We start from the raw sequence: 16,145 nt of genomic DNA, 5'->3' as shown, positions 1-16,145 counted from the left end.
GAGTCACTTTCGGGTCGAGACAGCGAACCTGGCGCTCGAGGACCCGAGGGAATCGGAGAACGACCGTTCACGCCGAGCCCGATCCTGGCAGTGGGCCGATCACGCACGGGGACATGAGAGGTCCCCAGTAGGGGGGACCTCTCCCGGGAATTCGGGGTACACACCCCCACACTGGGGACAGTTCCGGCCCCGTCCGGACGTGCCGGGCGAAGCCGATTGTCCGAGGAACGTCAAAGCCCCGCCGGTGTTCCGGCGGGGCCTCGGTCATGCTGTTCCGGAGGTCATGCTCCGGGTGGTGCTTCGCTGCTGCGCTCGATCCCTCGTGGTCGGGTGACCGTTATCAGTCCGTCGAAGCCGGTCAGTCGACCGGGCGGATGACGGACGGGAGCACGATGTGCAGACGCTCGGCGAGACGCGACTGTGCGTCCTCCAGCGAGCGGAAGTCCCCGACGTACTGGCCGAACGTGTCGGACACGAAGTAGTGCCCGTCGCGCTTGTCGACCGTGCCACCGAAGTAGCCGCCGTAGTTGGCGGACCAGAGGCCGGGTTCGACCTCGGCCCACGAGAGGGAGGCGCGGGAAGGAGTGTGGGCCACCTGGGCTTCGAGGACGGCGATCGTGTCCACCGTGTCGGTGTCCAGCGTCACCTCGACCTGGTGCACGTCGTGGCTGATGATCGTCATGGCCCTGCTCCTTCACGTTCTGGGGTACATCTGCTTGCGGGACAACGCTACGGCGCGCACCGGTTCCCTCACCAGCCAACCGCGTCGATTCACGGGTTCTCCTGATCCGCTCCGGTATCGAACCCCGGAAAACCGGGACGGAACGTCACGTTTCCGGGGTACAGGGGACAAACCGGGGTACTCGCTTTCTGGACGGAATCCAGGTGGGTGGGTCGGGCCTCCCGTCCGGTGGTCCGCCGAGCGGTGGATCCGCTCTGGAGGCCCGCCCCGGTAGCGTCGCTCCCGTGACCCCCGACCGACCCGAGCCCGACGTGCGCGACGTGACGTCGGCTGCGGTCCGACGGGTGGTCGCCTCCGGACGCGCGCTCCGCCGCCGTGGCGGCACGAGTGCTCACGCGACCGGCCGCAGTCGCCGCGTCGCCGGCGGGCTGGCCGTCGCGTACGGAGTGGGCGTGGTCCTCATCGGCTTCTGGGGCACCCCCGTCGACTCCGGCGCGTACCCCCTGATCATCCGGCTGGTCGCCGCTGCCCAACGGCGCGGGGCGCCGAGCTGGTTCGGCTACGACATGATCGAGTCGCTGGCGAACGTGGCGTTCTTCGTGCCGCTGGGGCTGCTCGTGGTCCTGCTCGCCGGGGCCCGCTGGTGGTGGGCCGGCGCGGGGGCGGGGCTGCTCGTCAGCGCCACGATCGAGACCGGGCAGGCGCTGTTCCTGCCGGCACGGTTCGCGACCATCGACGACGTCGTCGCGAACACGATGGGTGCGGTCCTCGGAGCGGTGCTCGGGGTCGTGCTGCTCGGGGCGGCGGCGCGGCGGCGGGCCTAGCGCTGCTGGTCGGTCACGACTTCGGTTGCTCGTCGACCTCGACGTGCACGCTGTAGGTCTTGGTGCTCTTCGCGCTGATCGTCACGACGGAGTCGTAGACCACGTCGTACCCCTTCGCGTTGACGTCGCAGTGCACCTGGTCGCCGTCCTTCAGCGCGATCTGCTCATTGCCGCAGTCGACCTCCGGGGTGGCGTCGGAGGTCTTCTGCAGCGCCTTGACCACCGTCGACTCGAAGCTCTCCGGACTGACCGTGCGGTACACCGACGCCGAGGCCGTGCACCCCGCCAGTGTCGTCGCGAGCACCACTGCCCCGAGGGCGGCCCCCATCACGTGCTTGGTCTGCATCTGCGTCCCCCGTCGTCGAGCTTTCGTCAACCCTATCCTTCGTGGTTGCTCAGGTCCGGGGTGGCGGGCGGAGCGCGCAGGTGCACGCGCCTACGGTCGGATCATGGCCTCGACCAGCACCACGATGGAACAGCACATCGCCGTCTTCGGAGGCAGTGGCAGCGGGAAGACCGTCCTGCTCTCGTCGTTCTACGGCGCCGCACAGGAGCCGAAGGTCCGGCGTGCGAACCGGTACGCCGTCACTGCCGAGGACCGCGCGCAGGGCCGGGCCCTGCACCGCAACTACCTGGGGATGCGGGACAGCTCCACCGTCCCGAGCGCGAACCGGTTCAGCGCGACGTCGTACCGGTTCGTCATCGAACCGTCGGCGGACGACCTGCCGAAGGGCCGGTCGAAGCAGAAGGCGGCGAAGCCCCTGGGCATCGTGTGGCACGACTACCCCGGCGAGTGGTTCGAGGAGGACCCGAGCTCCGCCGACGAGGAAGCCCGACGCGTCGAGACCTTCCGGTCCCTGCTCAGCGCGGACGTCGCCGTCGTACTCGTCGACGGCCAGCTGCTCGCCGAGAACGCCGGCGAAGAGGAGCGCTACCTCAAAGCCCTGCTCACCGACTTCCACACCGGTCTCTACGCTCTGCGGGACGACGTGCTCGAGGACGGCAAGCGCCTGGCCCGGTTCCCCCGCATCTGGACCCTCGCGCTGTCGAAGGCCGACCTGCTGCCCGACCTGGACGTCGAGGAGTTCCGCGAGCTCGTCATCGGCAAGGCCGGCGGGGAGCTCGATGAACTGCGGAGCGTGCTGCAGAGCTTCGTCGAGGACCCGGACGCGCTCGACGTGGGCGAGGACTTCCTGCTGCTGTCCTCCGCCAAGTTCACGCCCGGCGCGATCGACGTCACCACCCGCACCGGCGTCGACCTACTGCTGCCGATGACCGCGATGCTGCCGTTCGAGCGATTCGCCAAGTGGGCCTCCACCAGGCAGCGCGGTGCCCAGGTCGCCGAGCAGCTGCTGAAGTTCGTCGGACCCGTCGTCGGGTTCCTCGGCACGTCGAAGTTCGTGAAGTCGAACCTCGTCGGCGCTGCCGTCAGCATGATCGGCGGCGGCCTCGGCTCGAAGGCCGTCAGCTTCGCCGCCAAGAAGGTGGCGAAGGTCAAGGACCAGGCCGAAGCCGAACGCGAGTTCACCACCCGGGTGCTCGCCCGCTTCGCCGAGGACCTGGAGCGCGGGGTCGACGACCGGGTGCTCCGCCGGGGAGACGACGCATGAGCTTCATCTGGGCCACCCGCGGTCGCACGTGGGGCTTCCGCTTCCTGGCGACCGAGCAGCCCGGGCAGGACCCCCTGGCCCGCTACGAAGAGGCCTTCGCCGGCGTCCGGGACGTGCCGGCCACGATCCGTCGACGGACCGGGATGCTCGCCGTGCGGTTCCCCGACCCCGAGGGACGGCAGGACCGCTCCGGGCGACCGATCCCCCACGAGTTCGTGCTCACCCCACCGCTGAGCGACTCGGTGCGCTCGGTCGAGGACGCGGTCGAGCAGGTCTGGCCGCTGGTGCGCGAGCGGTACGCGGAGGTGTGGGAGCTGCCGAAGGCTCCGCGCGACTGATCCTGCGGGCTTGTCCTCGCTGTGGAGGACACCGCGAGGTCGGCGACGACGTCCGTGTTACGGGAAGCCGCGAATCCGCCGAGATGCACTGTCGGGTCACGCAGCCAGCGTGGTGGCGGACATCGCACAGCCCTACGGTCAGCACGTGAACCCGAATCGCAAGTCCCACCAATACCGCCGTCCGTCTGCCTTTCCGTGGTGGCTCTGGGTGGTCGCACCGCTCGCCGTCATCGGCGTGGTCGCCGTCCTGCTCGTCGTGACCTGACTCACGCCCCACGAACGACGAAACCCCCGGGGCCTCTCGGCCCCGGGGGTTTCGTTCAGTGAGCTGAAGCTCAGACGGTCTCGCGCTGGCGACGGACCGAGCCGCGCACGACGAGCAGGCCGCCACCGAGGACGACTGCGCCACCGGCGACCCAGAGGGCCAGGGCGGAGACGGTCGAACCGGTGAATGCGAGGGAACCGTTGGTGCCGTTCGAACCCGCAGCGACCGCAGCGGCGTCAGCCGGCGCGAGGGTGAAGGACGCGACGCCGACGACACCGGAGGTGGCGCCGGTGGCGGTCAGGTTGTAGGAACCCGAGCCACCCACGGGGAGGGTGACGCGGACGGGGAGGGAGCCGTCGGCGGCGGCGCTGTACGCCTTCGAGACGGTGGTCACGGGCAGAGCGCCGAGGGTCGCGGAGGAGACACCGGCACCGGTGATCTGCACGTTGACGGTCTCGTTGTTCTGGAACGCGCCCGGGCTGAAGTTGACGACGACGACGCCACCGGCGACGTAGTTGCCCGAGATGGACACGTTCGAGTCGGGTGCGTAACCAGCGGCGTTGGCGGCGGCCGGAGTTGCGAGCAGTGCGGCGCCAGCCAGCACGACCGCGGCGATGAGCTTCTTCATGAAGTAGTTCCCCTAGTGATCTGATCTGACAGACCCTGATACCAGAGCCCTGCCTCCGCAGATGTCAATCCCCCACGACCAGTGATGGCGAGTGCGATTGGCGAAGTTCCCTCAATCTAGCGGAGTTTCACAGTCTGTTGCCACCCTTTGTGCAACGAATGCGTGAACTCGGGCTGGATTCGCTCTCAGGCTGCGTGCTGCAGCGAGGCAGGAAGGCGCCAGACCCGAGCCCTGACGGACGGAAATCCCAGGTCAGCGCGGGCGTCGCGCGTCGAATGCGAAGGTATTGCCGCCAGGTGGGAAGGCTTGAGGGGCATTCAGGTTCATCCTGACCCCCCAGAGTGGGGGTCTCGCCGCACCGCGGTATGCGGCGACTCACCGAACAGACCTGCACTTGAGACCGCGTCTTCTGCCCCTACAGTTCGCGATGCGGTCGTCGCCGGTCGGCTCAGCCGACCGGGACCGGCTTCGCGCAGTCGAACTGCAGCGGCTGGACCTTCGACTCCCGCACCCCCGGAGTCGACTCCACCTCCACACCGGCCTTCGCGTACTTGGCCTCGCCGAGGAACGCCACTCGGAACGTGGTGCTCTGCCCGGGAGCGAGAAGCGTGCGCAACTGCGCGACCGGGTGGTCGCCGTCGACCGTGGTCTGGAGGCCAGCGGCTTTGCCGTCCTGGGACGCACCGAGGTAGATCGCATTCGACGGTGCGTAGACCGCAACGAGCGTCTTGATCTTGCCTGGCTCGGTCCCGTGGTCCCCTCCGCCGGTGACGTACTCAGGCAGGCTCGTGGCCGCATCGGCGGGTGCCGTGTTCTTCAGCGTGACCTGGACCACGGACGTGGGGCGCCCGTCCTTACGGCAGACCGATGCGCCGACGGACACCGTCTTGTCGAGGTAGTAGTCCATCTTGGAGCCGGTGCCGTCGTTCAGGTAGACACCGAACTGGCGCGTGGCCCTCGACGCGCTCGGCAAGGCGCCGGACACGGGTGTTCCGTCGATCAACTTCTGCTCGCCGCTGTCTGCGCTCCATAGTCGCAGCCGGCCCTCGTTCGTGCCCTGCATCAGTGCGCCGATGAACTGCTTGGTGTCGAACGTGCCGCTCGACACCTTCTCGAACACCGAACTCGCTGCCGAAGCGAAGAACGCGTCCTGCACCTTCGGGTCCGGGTACTTGCTGTAGGCCTCGTTGAGCAGAAGCTTGACAGCGTTGTCCGACGTCAGCGTCTCGCCGATCGGCAGCTGCACCGGCCCGGTCGCCCGCAGGATGTAGCTCAGCGTGACAGGGTCGATGGCAAGGACCCCGTCGACCTGCTCGCCGAACTTCTGCTTCCACATCTCCCGCGCCAGCTTCGCTGACACGTCGAACCGCGGGGTCAGTGTGACGTCCTGGATGTACTCGCCGGTGATCGATCCGTACAGGCTCTTCGTGTCCTTGTCCAGCGGCAAGACGGGCTGATCGAACTTCCCGAAGTCCGTGCTCGATGCCTGTGCTGCCAGACTGATGTGCCCATCATCGACCTGCAGGCGCGCGACGGCGCCCGGGATTCCCCCGCCTGCGCGCAGCTCGGCGTTGTTCTGGAACAACAGCAGGTAGTTCCGGTCGCCGTCGTGACCGAGCATCGCCGGGGCGAGCTGAACGATGCGGTTGGCGGTCCCGGCTTGGGCCGAGGCCGACTGCAGCGCGTTTCGCAGCTGCCCGACCGCTGTGGTCACGGGCGACAGCGTGGCGCTCGTGTCGATCGCCTGCGCATCACGCTCGGCCCGCTGCAAGGTCGAAGTCGCCTTCGCGACCGCTGGTTGGGCGTCCTCGATCGGCTGCAGATCGATCTTGCCGTTCTTGGGCGCGAAACTGTCGGTGCTGAACTTCCCGACAACGCCTGACACCGGCGTGACGGCGTTCCGGGCAACGTCATCGACAACGACGGACACCTGTCGCACGGCTCGCAGGTTCGTCCCGAAGAACGGTATGTACTGCGAGGCGCCCCAGATCGGGTCGCCGGTCAGCGAGCGGGCAGCGCCCGCTTCGTCCTGCAGGTGCTTGGCAGTCCCCTGCACCGCAGCAGTGTCGCCGCCGGTGAGCTGCGATCGCAGCGTGTTGACGTCACCCACGGCGCGTTCGAGGTGCCCCTTCGCCAGCACACCACGGATGCCCACCCACGCGACGGCGAAGATCAGCAGGAAGACGAGGGCGAGGACGACCCACAGAAAAACGTGGGGGCGAGACCCCCGACGTGCTGCAGTGCGTCCCGACTCGGGCTGGTCGGACATGGGGTAAGCCTAGTTGGGCCGTATCCAACGGCGTCGATGTTCACACCACGTCGGGTGTTCGTCAGATCAGCACTCACGCCCGCGTGACAGGTGTCAAGGGGCTGCCTCGCTTGAGAGCCGCGGAGCGCGAAGCAACCCTCGTGGTGTCGATTACCGGCGACTCAGGTGGTTGAAGGGCACCGAACAGCAGAGCAACGAGCGCACTCAAGCCGGCGGCCGTCCAGACAAAAGGGACAGTGACGGTGAGGACCGCCACCGCAACGAGGGAGGCGGCGAGTCGCAAGTCGTCCTCGTTCTTTGTCTTGAGAAGTCTCCTCAGCCCAATACCGAGAGGAAGGAGGAAGAGCGCAAGGGCGATCAACCCCCCCTTGAGCGTGATGTTCCCGTAGGTGTTGTGCGTGTCCCGTTTGATCTCGACGACGCCGGAGTAGACGTTCTTCACGGCAAGCGCCGAGCCCGGGCCTTCGCCGAGTACGAGATTCGCCGGAGACTGCGTCACCGCCGCGGTCAGCTGGGAGAACTCGGTCGCGCGATACTGCGCCGAGGATTCCCCGAGCCGCTCGCCCAGGTCGAACCTCGATCCAGCGGCGACTCCCCCCACAGCGACACCACCAAAGAGCACGAGTACGACCAAAGCAGCCAGGACCCGCCCCGTAGATCTGGCGCCGCGGAACAGGACCGTGAAGAACACGAAGCCCACGACGGCGGCGATGACCATCGACAGAGTCTGGCTCACGGCGAACTCAGCGGCGACGACAACCATCGACAGGAGTCTGTTTCCGAGCAGCAGAGGTGCCCGCTTGACGAGAAGTGCGACAGCCAGCACGAGGACGAGCAGCTCGCCTCCCGGACGGACGTCGTTGATCGCGTGGAAGTACACCAACGTCGTGTTCGCGGGCGCCACCAGGTGCGACATCAGCAACACCCAGGCTAAGATCGCGATCCCACAGGCGAGGTACGCACAGGCCATCAGCAGCCGGAACAGAGCGGCGAAACCACGCTTGTTGATGTAGATCCAGATCGGAACGACCACACAGAACATGGTGATGTTCCGGTAGTCGACGACCGGGGACACATGGAGCAGCCCGGACGGCGGGACGACGATGAATCGCAGGGTCAACCATGCCGGCATCGCGAGGATCAGCGCCACCGTTCCGACGGTCACTCTCTTTCCTGAGACCTTCGCGTTCCTCGGCATCGCCAGGACTGCGGCGAGCGCGAGAACCGGCAGCAGATCGATCTCGGTGACCGCCACACCACCGATTGTCATGTGGAGCAGCTCGTAGCCCGGCCGGACCAGGAAGATCCAGAACAGGGAAACGGCGAAGGTCGGTTTCGGCAAGAACATCGCTACCGCGAGCGCCACAACGGCGACCGCGATGAGAGGGGTCGATGTGACCGTGACACCTGCGAGTCCTACGACCGCGACGATGGCCACCGCCGCGAACATCGCCCGCTGACTCACTCGCACGCTCTCGAGCACTCGCCGGCCGACACCTCGACCACGCGCAATCTGCTGTGTCTGCAAGTCCTCGTCCTATCGCTCCCCGGACAGGCCCCGCTCCCCCTGTCTGATCGTAATCATGACATGCGGTCGGTCGCTCCGAGCGATACTCCGGCCTCGCCCTTGCTGGTGGTCCCCTCGTGCCCGGGGACCTACGGAGTTGTCGAGGGCAGAGTTTCGACAGCGCGTCGAGAGCCAGTCAGTCGACGACCGACGGCGATCAACGGGCGCTCGCAGAGAATGAAGAGCACGTGTGCGACCACCAGCGAGCCCGCAAACATCAGGACGAGGTGCACCACCGTCAAGACCACGGTGTCAGTAGGGAGGACTGAATCGATGACACTCCCTACGAGCGGGTGAACGAGGTAGATGGCGTACGCCCGCTGCCCGACGAATCGGAGCGGCGACCAACGGAGCCATGCATGAGCACCATCCGGCCCGATGAGCAGGACGGGTAGAACGAGGGCGACCGCCGCACCGAAGGCGAGGTGGATGTGGGAGTCGGTTCGTGACAACAAGCCAACCGTGACCACGACGACACCGAGGACGGCCCCGGGTAGTGGCCGGGCGAGAAGCCGCACCAGCCTGTGACTCTGAGGGTTGTGGAGCGCGAGTGCCATCACGCAGCCGAAGACGATCGGTGCGTACGTCCCGAGGTATCCGCCCACGAGACCTGCAGAAGTGCAGAGCACCACGAGCGCAGCAGCCACCCACGGGCGCCACCGCCACACCGCCGGCACCGCGAAAGCAAGCAGCGGCCAGACGAAGTAGAACTTCTCCTCGATGGCGAGGGACCAGCTGTGCCCGAAGGTCCCGGGGCTGGCGAACTCGTTGAGGTAGGTCAGGAACAAGACAAGGCGCTGGCCGAAGTCTCCTGGATTGTCGGCGAAGCCTGCAGCCACCGCGACGATGTTCGCGCCCAAGACGAGGTAGTAGAGCGGGAAGATGCGGAACGCGCGGCGAATGTAGAAGTTCCGCAACGACACCCGCCCTTGCAGGTCCGACTCACGCAGAAGCAGCGTCGTGATGAGGAAGCCGCTCAGAACGAAGAACACGGTCACACCGATGTAGCCGTTCAGAACACGCAGTTGCGTGACATGAGAATGGATTGTCAGCACGAGGAGGATGCTGACTGCTCGGAGGCCGTCGAGCTGAGGGAAGTAGCGCGTGCGCTCGTACTGGCCGAAGCTGTTCACGCGTCACATCCTGACGGGCGTCACGCCTCGCGGCAACAGATGTCGCGCGTGAAATCCTCCCCAACGCAGTACGAGCAGTGCCTTACATGGGCAACGGGTCTCCCTCAACCCCGCATAATCGACCCATGCATCTAGTCGTCGTCAGTCAGTCGAGCACGTTCGGTGGGGCGGAGCGCTACCTGAACCGGCTCTTCTCACGCCTCCGGGTCGCCGGCGACGAACCGCTACTCGTCGGGCACGTCCCGGGATGGGACGAGGAGGCGCTCCGCCACGTCGATGTTCGTCTGGGTCCGAAGTGGTCGAAATCGACCATGATCGGCGGCCTGTTGCGCCTTCCCGCCGAACGTCGGCGCGTGGTTCGAGCCGTTCGTGCTCGAGAAGTCGATCTGTTCCACCTGCAGTTCAAGCGGGAGCAGATCGGATTCACGAAGGCCCTTGCGAAGCTCGGTCCCGTCGTCTGGACCGAACACGGACAGTTCCTGCAAGGCGTTTCCGGTCGGCTCCTGGCGTCCCGGTACAGAGTCGCATCGCGGTACGTCGCCGCCATCATCTGTGTTTCGGAGGCTGTGGCAACGGATGTCCGCGCGGTTGTAGCCGACCCCTCTGTTGTGCATGTGATCGAAAACGGCGTCGGAGACGGTTCCTCGACTCCAGCGACGGCCGCGGCTCGGACCGCGGCTCGTCAGCGGCTCGGGGTGGCTGAGGACGTTCCGGTCGTCCTCTGGATCGGTCGCCTCCACTCGGCGAAGCGGCCGGAGATGGCGGTCCGATTGGCTGGCGAGTTCGAAGGGGTGGTGCTCATCGCTGGCGAGGGGCCGGAGAGGGCGGCGCTGGAGCGAACAAGTTCCTCGTTGACGAACGTCCGGCTGCTGGGACACCTCGACGAACCCGAGCTTGCATACGCGGCCGCAGACGCAGTGTTCTTCACGTCATCGAGTGCAGCTCGGGAAGGCCTGCCGACCACGCTCGTCGAAGCTGCGTCCCACGCGCTTCCGGTCGTTGCGGTCGCTGACACAGGCCTCGATGAGCTCATGACAGAGCTCGGTGTGGAGGTCGCTCCGAGCGGCAGCGGCCCCCACGAGTGGGCGCGCGCGATACACCGAGCGACGGCTGAGCGAGAGCGCAGTAGATCGCGCATGGTTGCGTGGGCTGGACGACATTCGGAAGAATCCTGGGTCGGAGCACACCGAGCCCGCTTCGAGTCCACTCGCTCGTCGTGGACGCTGCAGTCGCAGCGGACCGGGAGTAACTGATGGACGTTTCGATCCTCGTGCTCGGCACGGCCGATTGGAACCAACCGATCGCTACCAACCAGCATTACGTCGCGCGGGAACTCTCAGCTCGGTGGGATGTGTCCTACGTCGAGTCGATGGGCCTACGGAAGCCGGAGCTACGGCCCAGCGATCTGAAGCGGATGCTGCGGCGCATCGGATCAGGATCTGCAGGCACATCGTTCGAACGGCCGACGAACGGCATCAACGTCCTGCGTCCGCTGGTCCTCCCAATCCACACGGGCGTCAGCAGGATCGTCAATCGTCCCTTGCTCCACAGACTCGTCAGCAATTGGATCGCGCGGCCAGGTCGACGACTCCTCTGGACCTACACGCCCAACACCTACGGTCTCGAACGCTTCGCCGACGCCACGGTTTACCACTGCGTCGATCTGCTCGGTTCCGTACCTGGCATCAACGCAGAACTCATCGCGCAACAAGAACGACGTCTCGCAGAAGTGGGGGTCACCGCCGTTGCGAGCAGTGAGGTCGTCGACACACATCTGGCCGCAGTCGGCTTTGACTCTCGACGCCTGTGGCCCAACGTCGCCGACGTCGAGCCGATCGCCCAGGCAGTTCACCGAGGGCGCCCCCGTGTAGAGCGAGCGGTCTTCGCCGGGAACCTGACGGCGAGCAAAGTCGACTTCGAGCTGCTGGAGGGGCTGCTGAAGCGTGGAGTGCGACTGGATCTCGCCGGGCCGGTGTCAGAGGGGGGAGGGTCCTCGGCACGCGCTGTCGAGAAACTGGTTGCGGCTGGTGCGACACACCATGGACACCTGGACTTTGCATCGCTCAGTGAGCTCTACGCGCGTTCGACGGTCGGTTTGATCCCCTACCTCATCAACGAGTACACGGTAGGTGTCAACCCGTTGAAGACGTACGAGTACCTGGCAGCGGGCCTGACTGTCGTGTCGACGCGGGTCCCAGCTGTTTCAGCGGTGTCGGGGCACGTCACTGTCGCAGCAGGTCCGGAGGAGTTCTTGCAGGCTGTGGTTGCCTCGACCCGAACTCCTTCTGCGGAGAGCCTCGATGTGAGAGCAGCGCTCGCAGACCGTCACTCCTGGACCCGCCGCGGCGCAGAGGCGAGGGGCCTCGTCGACGAACTCATGCGAGATCGCGTTTCCTGACGGCCGGGACACCCGCGTACAGCCCGTCGGAGGCACAGTCGCTCGTGACGACGGCCCCGGCGGCGATCACGCAGCCTGCACCGATCGTCACACCCGGAAGGATCGTTGCCCGGGCACCGATCCAGGTTCCCGGCTCGACGTGGATCGGCTGACCGATCGCGCGACCAGCCCGTCGTTCTCGCGGGCCGAGTTCGTGAGTACTCGTGATGAAGGTGACGTGATGCCCGACGTCGCACCTGGGGCCGACGACGATCTTCGCCGAATTGTCGAACACGCAGCCGTAGTTGACAGTCGTCCCGGGCCCGATCTCGATGTTCTTCCCACCGAACCAGCATCCAGGCGCGACCGATACCCATCCCGGGATGGTGACGCCCCAGGCCCGCAGCAGCCGCCATCGAACACTCCGCGGCACGACAGGGCCGTTGAGAAGCCCGTTGATCGCAGCGTCACGCCACAGACGATTCAGTCCCAAGGCACGGCTCCGTACTCTCTAGTGATGACGCGTCGCTGTCGACCAGCGCGACTCAGAACTCCCCGGAAGAACTGCGCCAGGCTCACTCGGATCGGCCGGTATGCGGGCTTTCGCACGATCAACACAAGGCGCCACAGGAAATCGAGCGCCGCGGCCGGCAAGCCGTACCACTTCCAAGTGAAACGGACGTGCGCGACTTCCCTCTCGGTGACACTCCACCGAGAGCCGACCTCGGAAGAACTTCCACCGCCTTCGGTGACGACCGTCACAGAGTCCGCAACGCCGATCAAGCCGCCCGCTCGGGTGATCCGACGATGGAGGTCGATCTCCTCAGTGAACATGAAGAAGAACGGATCGAACCCTCCGGCGACTTGGAACCACTGCGTCGGGAGCACCATGCAACAGCCCGCGATCGATTCGACGGGTTGCGCCCCGGAGACATCCACGTCGCGCCGTCGGGCCAAAGGAGAAGCAATTGTTCCCCGCTCGGCTAGCGCGTAGTTACCACGAGAGTCCCGGACCCGCGGGCCCACACACGCTGCGCCGACGCGGTCGGCTTCGACCGCGAGCGCGTGGAGATCTTCGAAGGTCGTTTCGACGTCCGGGTTGACGAACGCCAAGAAGTCGGTGTCAACGGCGGATGCGCCGATGTTCGAGGCGGTACCGAAACCGACGTTCACCGGCACTCGTCGAAAGACGGCATCGAAGCGTTCTGCAACGGCTCGAGAACGTTCTGCGTCAAGCGATCCTGAGTCGACCACGACGACCGAATCCATGGGCCCACGGCCGTGGCCAAGGCGCTCGAGGAAGCCCTGCAGCACCTGCGATGACTCGTGCGACACGGTGACGACTGTGAGTGAGGTCATACGATCGCCTCCAGGAAGATCTCTCCGACGCGAAGCCAGTCGGTCATGTGGACGTTCTCGCGGTTGTACGACATCGACTCCTGCCGGAACCTCTCGTCGGTCAAGAGTGCGCGTAGTGCGGCTGCGAGCACATCGACGTCTGTCGCGTCGATCGCCTGTCCGTCTGGAGCTCCAGAGAAGCGCGCACCGAGGTTGGAGTGATTGCCCACCACCATGGGCACACCGGCCGCCGCCATGTCCATCGCTGGAATGCAAAGGCCCTCGTAGAGAGACGGCTGGACGTAGCCGTGAGCACCGGCCAGAAGCGCTGCGTACGCCGCGGCGGACAGTCCACTCGCTATCTCCACCGAGGCCGGGCGTCGAAGACGGGACCGGGCGCGATCGAGTGCGTCAGAGTCACTGCCAGGGCGGCCACAGATGATGAGGCGTGCATCGAGGTCGTCAAGGGTTGCCCAGGCGTCGACGAGCTTGGGCAGGTTCTTGTGCGGCTCCTGGGCTGCGATGCAGAGCAGGTACGGATCATGGCGCTCAGGTCGCCACTCGATGTCGTGCACGGCTTCGATCGGCAGGGGAGTTACCCGATCGTTGAGGCCTAGTTGCGCCATCCGGTCCGCGGTGTAAGCCGAAACTGCGAGCGCTCTTCTTGCCCGGCTGGCGTACCGAGTCGTGGCTGTGATCTTCGCGGCGTCACGATAGAGCGTGGGCTCGTCGATGAACCCGACGTCGTGGAAAACGGGAACGCTCTGCACGGGGGATAAAACCGGAATCGTCTGCCGCGGGACCACGATGCGGTCGAATCGACCTCTGAGCGCGGTGAGCGGCAGCCAGGCGTGCATGAAGAAGCGACTTGGCAACTGGACATCGGATTCCGCGTGCGTGGTCCCGACTGTTGCGACCGTCACGTCCACGCGCCCCTGTTGCTGCAGCGATCGGAGTCCCTGCAACAGACCAGACGCAACGTCTCGCACCCCGCTACTGCCGCCTTCCAGAACTCGGCCGTCCATCAGCAGTTTCATCGGCGCAGACCGATCCGTCGAAGGGTGGTGCCCGCCTGCTCGAGCACGTCTGCGGCCAGCGCAGCAGCCCAACCTGACTTACCGAGCCACCGTCGTGCGTAACGCCGTCGGCTGCGCCGGTTCGCGCGGAGGAGCACCGGGCTCGTCTTTGCCCCGTGGCCTTGATCATGCACCGCCGAGACAGACCCTGCGATCACGACGTCCCATCCGAGTTCTCGTGCCCGCCGGCAGATGTCGACGTCTTCGTAGTAGAGGAAGTAATCGGATGAAAATCCGTGAACCTCCCGGAAGGCATCGGCGCGCCAGAGCATGAACGCTCCGCAAAGCCAGTCGACCGAGATCGTACGACCACCATGCTCGACCTCGACAGCGGTTCTACGGAGGATCGTCGATCTGGAAGGGAAGAAGCGCGCGGACGAGACAGGAGTTCCGTCCGAGCGAGCAAGCTGAACCCCGATCACACCCAACCGGTCGTCGTCGAACTGGTCGAGCAATCGATCGAAGACATCGGTTCCGAGTCCCACATCCGGATTCACCACTGCGATGAACTCGGAGTGTTGACACTCCTCGTGGACGGCCCGGTTCACAGCCGCGCCGAACCCGACGTTCGAGGCGGACTCGATCAGCGTGACCTTCTCCCCGACGATCCGGCTCCGGACTCGTGCCGTCGAGTCGTCCGACGAATTGTTGTCCACCACGACCACGCGATCGACGTGGTCCATCGCGAGCAGGTCCTCGAGAATGCGATCGACGAACCGTCCAGAGTTGTAGGTGACAACGATGGCGGTGACTGTCCTGGGGTTCATCGCAAGCTCCTGAGTGTCGAGATCATGGCGCGGGGTCCGATGAAGCAGAAGCTCCGGATCGGAGCAGCCTGGATGTGTCTGCGAGTGAGCACGATGAGTACGGCGAGGCTCAACAGGTTCCCGACGCCCGTCGCAGTCGCCGCGAGGACCAAGCCTCCTGGGCTGAACAAGAGGAGGATCATCGCCGCTGTAGTGACCAGGGCAACGACTTCCCCGACGAGCGGCTTCCCGGGCTTCCCTGCCCCGTTGAGGCTCTGTGTGAGTACGACGACCCCTGCGAGCGGCACTTGCGCGGCGAGCAGCACGAACATGGGAGCCGCCGCCGCCTGGAACGCCGAACCGAGCAGGACGAAGATGAGCAGCGGCACCGCCGCCGCCACGACGAGGGCCAGGCAGGCGATCAGGAGCATGGTTGACGCGCACGTGCGCGCCACATGTGTGACATCGCCCCGGGCAACGCGATTGCGATTGGGCATGGCGACCGCGTTCGACACTGCGTTCAGCGTTGCAGCCAACGTCGTCGAGACCGCGTAGAGCCCGACCTCCTGCGGTCGGGCGATCGCCGAGACCATGAGCAGGTCGATCCGTTGATTGACCAACGCGGTCGCTCCAGCCAGCCAGCCTCTGGCTCCGAACTTCGCCGCGTCGACGATGAGTTCGCGCCCGAAGCTGCTTGCTGGTCGGGCAAAACGTCTGACCATGTACGTCAGAGGGCTGAGGACTGTGGTCGCGATGAGGATCAGACCGACCAGGAGCGGCGAGGCGTCCACGTGCAGGAAGAACAGCGCGGTGAGAACGACGAGCGCCGCGAAACCCGGGAGCGCGCGAACGACTGCCGAGGCGAGCCACCGCCCGCTTCCGATCGCGACACCCGTCAAGGTCGAGCCGAACACGAACAACGGGACACTTGCGGCCCAGGCGACGAAGAGCCACCACACCTCGGTTTTCCCGTCCGCCTGCAGCCCGGCCAGGAGGATGTACGGGAAGAACGCCACCAGCCCGATGGCGACACCGGCCACCAGAGCGAGTCTCGACAGGGAACGAGTGTCAGTTCCCTTCGCGGCTCGTCGAGCTGCGAAATCCGGCAGTCCGAAGCTCAGCAAGATCGCGACGATTCCAGCGGGGACCATCGCCATCGCGAGTTCACCACGCCCGGCTGGGCCGAGAAGACGCGCCTGCAACGTCGCAGTTCCGAGTCCGAAGAGGGTCGAGGCGGCGCTCGAAGCGAGCAGCGTCGCGCTGGGGTGGCGGGCGACACGGCGCACCCCACC

The 16,145-nt window shown here is 66.0% G+C and carries 16 protein-coding genes; 5 read left to right on the top strand and 11 right to left on the bottom strand.

The window, feature by feature from the left end:
• Positions 1-358: 358 nt before the first annotated feature.
• Positions 359-682: a hypothetical protein gene (locus QCD68_RS04515; protein ID WP_110904938.1), complete on the bottom strand. Its 324-nt coding sequence runs from the start codon at positions 680-682 to the stop codon at positions 359-361.
• A gap of 284 nt (positions 683-966) precedes the next feature.
• Here QCD68_RS04515 and QCD68_RS04510 point away from each other — a divergent pair, with 284 nt between their 5' ends.
• Positions 967-1,506, top strand: a complete 540-nt coding sequence (locus QCD68_RS04510) for a VanZ family protein (RefSeq protein WP_301222172.1) — start codon at positions 967-969, stop codon at positions 1,504-1,506.
• A 13-nt stretch (positions 1,507-1,519) separates the two neighbouring features.
• Here QCD68_RS04510 and QCD68_RS04505 read toward each other — a convergent pair whose 3' ends face one another.
• A complete protein-coding gene (locus QCD68_RS04505; protein ID WP_301222171.1) occupies positions 1,520-1,852 on the bottom strand; it encodes a hypothetical protein in 333 nt (110 codons plus the stop codon).
• A 103-nt stretch (positions 1,853-1,955) separates the two neighbouring features.
• Between QCD68_RS04505 and QCD68_RS04500 the strand changes: the two genes are divergently transcribed.
• Complete coding sequence (locus tag QCD68_RS04500; protein ID WP_301222170.1) at positions 1,956-3,116, top strand: TRAFAC clade GTPase domain-containing protein; 1,161 nt, start codon at positions 1,956-1,958, stop codon at positions 3,114-3,116.
• A complete protein-coding gene (locus QCD68_RS04495) occupies positions 3,113-3,454 on the top strand; it encodes a hypothetical protein (protein ID WP_253467108.1) in 342 nt (113 codons plus the stop codon). The genes QCD68_RS04500 and QCD68_RS04495 overlap by 4 nt, the downstream gene beginning before the upstream one ends.
• Positions 3,455-3,789: 335 nt before the next feature.
• Here QCD68_RS04495 and QCD68_RS04490 read toward each other — a convergent pair whose 3' ends face one another.
• From QCD68_RS04490 to QCD68_RS04475, 4 genes are all read right to left on the bottom strand, one after another.
• Positions 3,790-4,347 carry a hypothetical protein gene (locus QCD68_RS04490; protein WP_301222169.1) on the bottom strand — a complete coding sequence of 186 codons (558 nt, stop codon included), beginning with the start codon at positions 4,345-4,347 and terminating at the stop codon, positions 3,790-3,792.
• Positions 4,348-4,795: 448 nt separating this feature from the next.
• A complete protein-coding gene (locus tag QCD68_RS04485) occupies positions 4,796-6,457 on the bottom strand; it encodes a DUF4012 domain-containing protein (RefSeq protein WP_301222168.1) in 1,662 nt (553 codons plus the stop codon).
• A gap of 232 nt (positions 6,458-6,689) precedes the next feature.
• Positions 6,690-8,144, bottom strand: coding sequence for a hypothetical protein (locus tag QCD68_RS04480; protein ID WP_301222167.1), 1,455 nt, complete (start codon positions 8,142-8,144; stop codon positions 6,690-6,692).
• Positions 8,145-8,272: 128 nt separating this feature from the next.
• Complete coding sequence (locus QCD68_RS04475) at positions 8,273-9,316, bottom strand: acyltransferase family protein (protein WP_301222166.1); 1,044 nt, start codon at positions 9,314-9,316, stop codon at positions 8,273-8,275.
• A 125-nt stretch (positions 9,317-9,441) separates the two neighbouring features.
• Here QCD68_RS04475 and QCD68_RS04470 point away from each other — a divergent pair, with 125 nt between their 5' ends.
• Together QCD68_RS04470 and QCD68_RS04465 are read left to right on the top strand one after the other, a co-directional pair.
• Positions 9,442-10,569 (top strand): glycosyltransferase family 4 protein, encoded by a 1,128-nt coding sequence (locus QCD68_RS04470; RefSeq protein ID WP_301222165.1) that lies wholly within the window; start codon positions 9,442-9,444, stop codon positions 10,567-10,569.
• Positions 10,569-11,714: a glycosyltransferase gene (locus QCD68_RS04465; RefSeq protein WP_301222164.1), complete on the top strand. Its 1,146-nt coding sequence runs from the start codon at positions 10,569-10,571 to the stop codon at positions 11,712-11,714. The genes QCD68_RS04470 and QCD68_RS04465 overlap by 1 nt, the downstream gene beginning before the upstream one ends.
• On the opposite strand, the gene QCD68_RS04460 is transcribed toward QCD68_RS04465, so the two are convergent.
• The 5 genes from QCD68_RS04460 to QCD68_RS04440 are packed head-to-tail and all read right to left on the bottom strand — an operon-like array spanning position 11,692 to position 16,139.
• Positions 11,692-12,186 (bottom strand): acyltransferase, encoded by a 495-nt coding sequence (locus tag QCD68_RS04460; protein ID WP_301222163.1) that lies wholly within the window; start codon positions 12,184-12,186, stop codon positions 11,692-11,694. The two genes, QCD68_RS04465 and QCD68_RS04460, sit on opposite strands and share 23 nt — an antisense overlap.
• Positions 12,177-13,052: a glycosyltransferase family 2 protein gene (locus QCD68_RS04455; protein WP_301222162.1), complete on the bottom strand. Its 876-nt coding sequence runs from the start codon at positions 13,050-13,052 to the stop codon at positions 12,177-12,179. Before QCD68_RS04455 ends, QCD68_RS04460 begins: the two co-directional genes overlap by 10 nt.
• Complete coding sequence (locus tag QCD68_RS04450; RefSeq protein WP_301222161.1) at positions 13,049-14,068, bottom strand: glycosyltransferase; 1,020 nt, start codon at positions 14,066-14,068, stop codon at positions 13,049-13,051. Before QCD68_RS04450 ends, QCD68_RS04455 begins: the two co-directional genes overlap by 4 nt.
• The gene (locus QCD68_RS04445; RefSeq protein WP_301222160.1) at positions 14,065-14,874 is read right to left on the bottom strand and encodes a glycosyltransferase; all 810 of its coding nucleotides are present in this window, start codon (positions 14,872-14,874) and stop codon (positions 14,065-14,067) included. The genes QCD68_RS04450 and QCD68_RS04445 overlap by 4 nt, the downstream gene beginning before the upstream one ends.
• On the bottom strand, positions 14,871-16,139 hold the full coding sequence (locus tag QCD68_RS04440; protein ID WP_301222159.1) for an oligosaccharide flippase family protein: 1,269 nt from the start codon (positions 16,137-16,139) through the stop codon (positions 14,871-14,873). The genes QCD68_RS04445 and QCD68_RS04440 overlap by 4 nt, the downstream gene beginning before the upstream one ends.
• Positions 16,140-16,145: the final 6 nt, after the last annotated feature.

It is taken from the genome of Curtobacterium sp. PsM8 (assembly GCF_030433875.1).
Lineage (GTDB): Bacteria > Actinomycetota > Actinomycetes > Actinomycetales > Microbacteriaceae > Curtobacterium.
Note: the sequence above shows the minus strand (reverse complement) of the source record. Positions and strands in the feature narration are given on the sequence as shown.

What these genes read in the sequence shown, in the direction of transcription:
- QCD68_RS04515 (WP_110904938.1), bottom strand. Translation starts at nt 682, where the DNA reads ATGACGATCATCAGCCACGACGTGCACCAGGTCGAGGTGACGCTGGAC.
- QCD68_RS04505 (WP_301222171.1), bottom strand. Translation starts at nt 1,852, where the DNA reads ATGCAGACCAAGCACGTGATGGGGGCCGCCCTCGGGGCAGTGGTGCTC.
- QCD68_RS04500 (WP_301222170.1), top strand. Translation starts at nt 1,956, where the DNA reads ATGGCCTCGACCAGCACCACGATGGAACAGCACATCGCCGTCTTCGGA.
- QCD68_RS04495 (WP_253467108.1), top strand. Translation starts at nt 3,113, where the DNA reads ATGAGCTTCATCTGGGCCACCCGCGGTCGCACGTGGGGCTTCCGCTTC.
- QCD68_RS04490 (WP_301222169.1), bottom strand. Translation starts at nt 4,347, where the DNA reads ATGAAGAAGCTCATCGCCGCGGTCGTGCTGGCTGGCGCCGCACTGCTC.
- QCD68_RS04470 (WP_301222165.1), top strand. Translation starts at nt 9,442, where the DNA reads ATGCATCTAGTCGTCGTCAGTCAGTCGAGCACGTTCGGTGGGGCGGAG.
- QCD68_RS04465 (WP_301222164.1), top strand. Translation starts at nt 10,569, where the DNA reads ATGGACGTTTCGATCCTCGTGCTCGGCACGGCCGATTGGAACCAACCG.
- QCD68_RS04455 (WP_301222162.1), bottom strand. Translation starts at nt 13,052, where the DNA reads ATGACCTCACTCACAGTCGTCACCGTGTCGCACGAGTCATCGCAGGTG.
- QCD68_RS04450 (WP_301222161.1), bottom strand. Translation starts at nt 14,068, where the DNA reads ATGAAACTGCTGATGGACGGCCGAGTTCTGGAAGGCGGCAGTAGCGGG.
- QCD68_RS04445 (WP_301222160.1), bottom strand. Translation starts at nt 14,874, where the DNA reads ATGAACCCCAGGACAGTCACCGCCATCGTTGTCACCTACAACTCTGGA.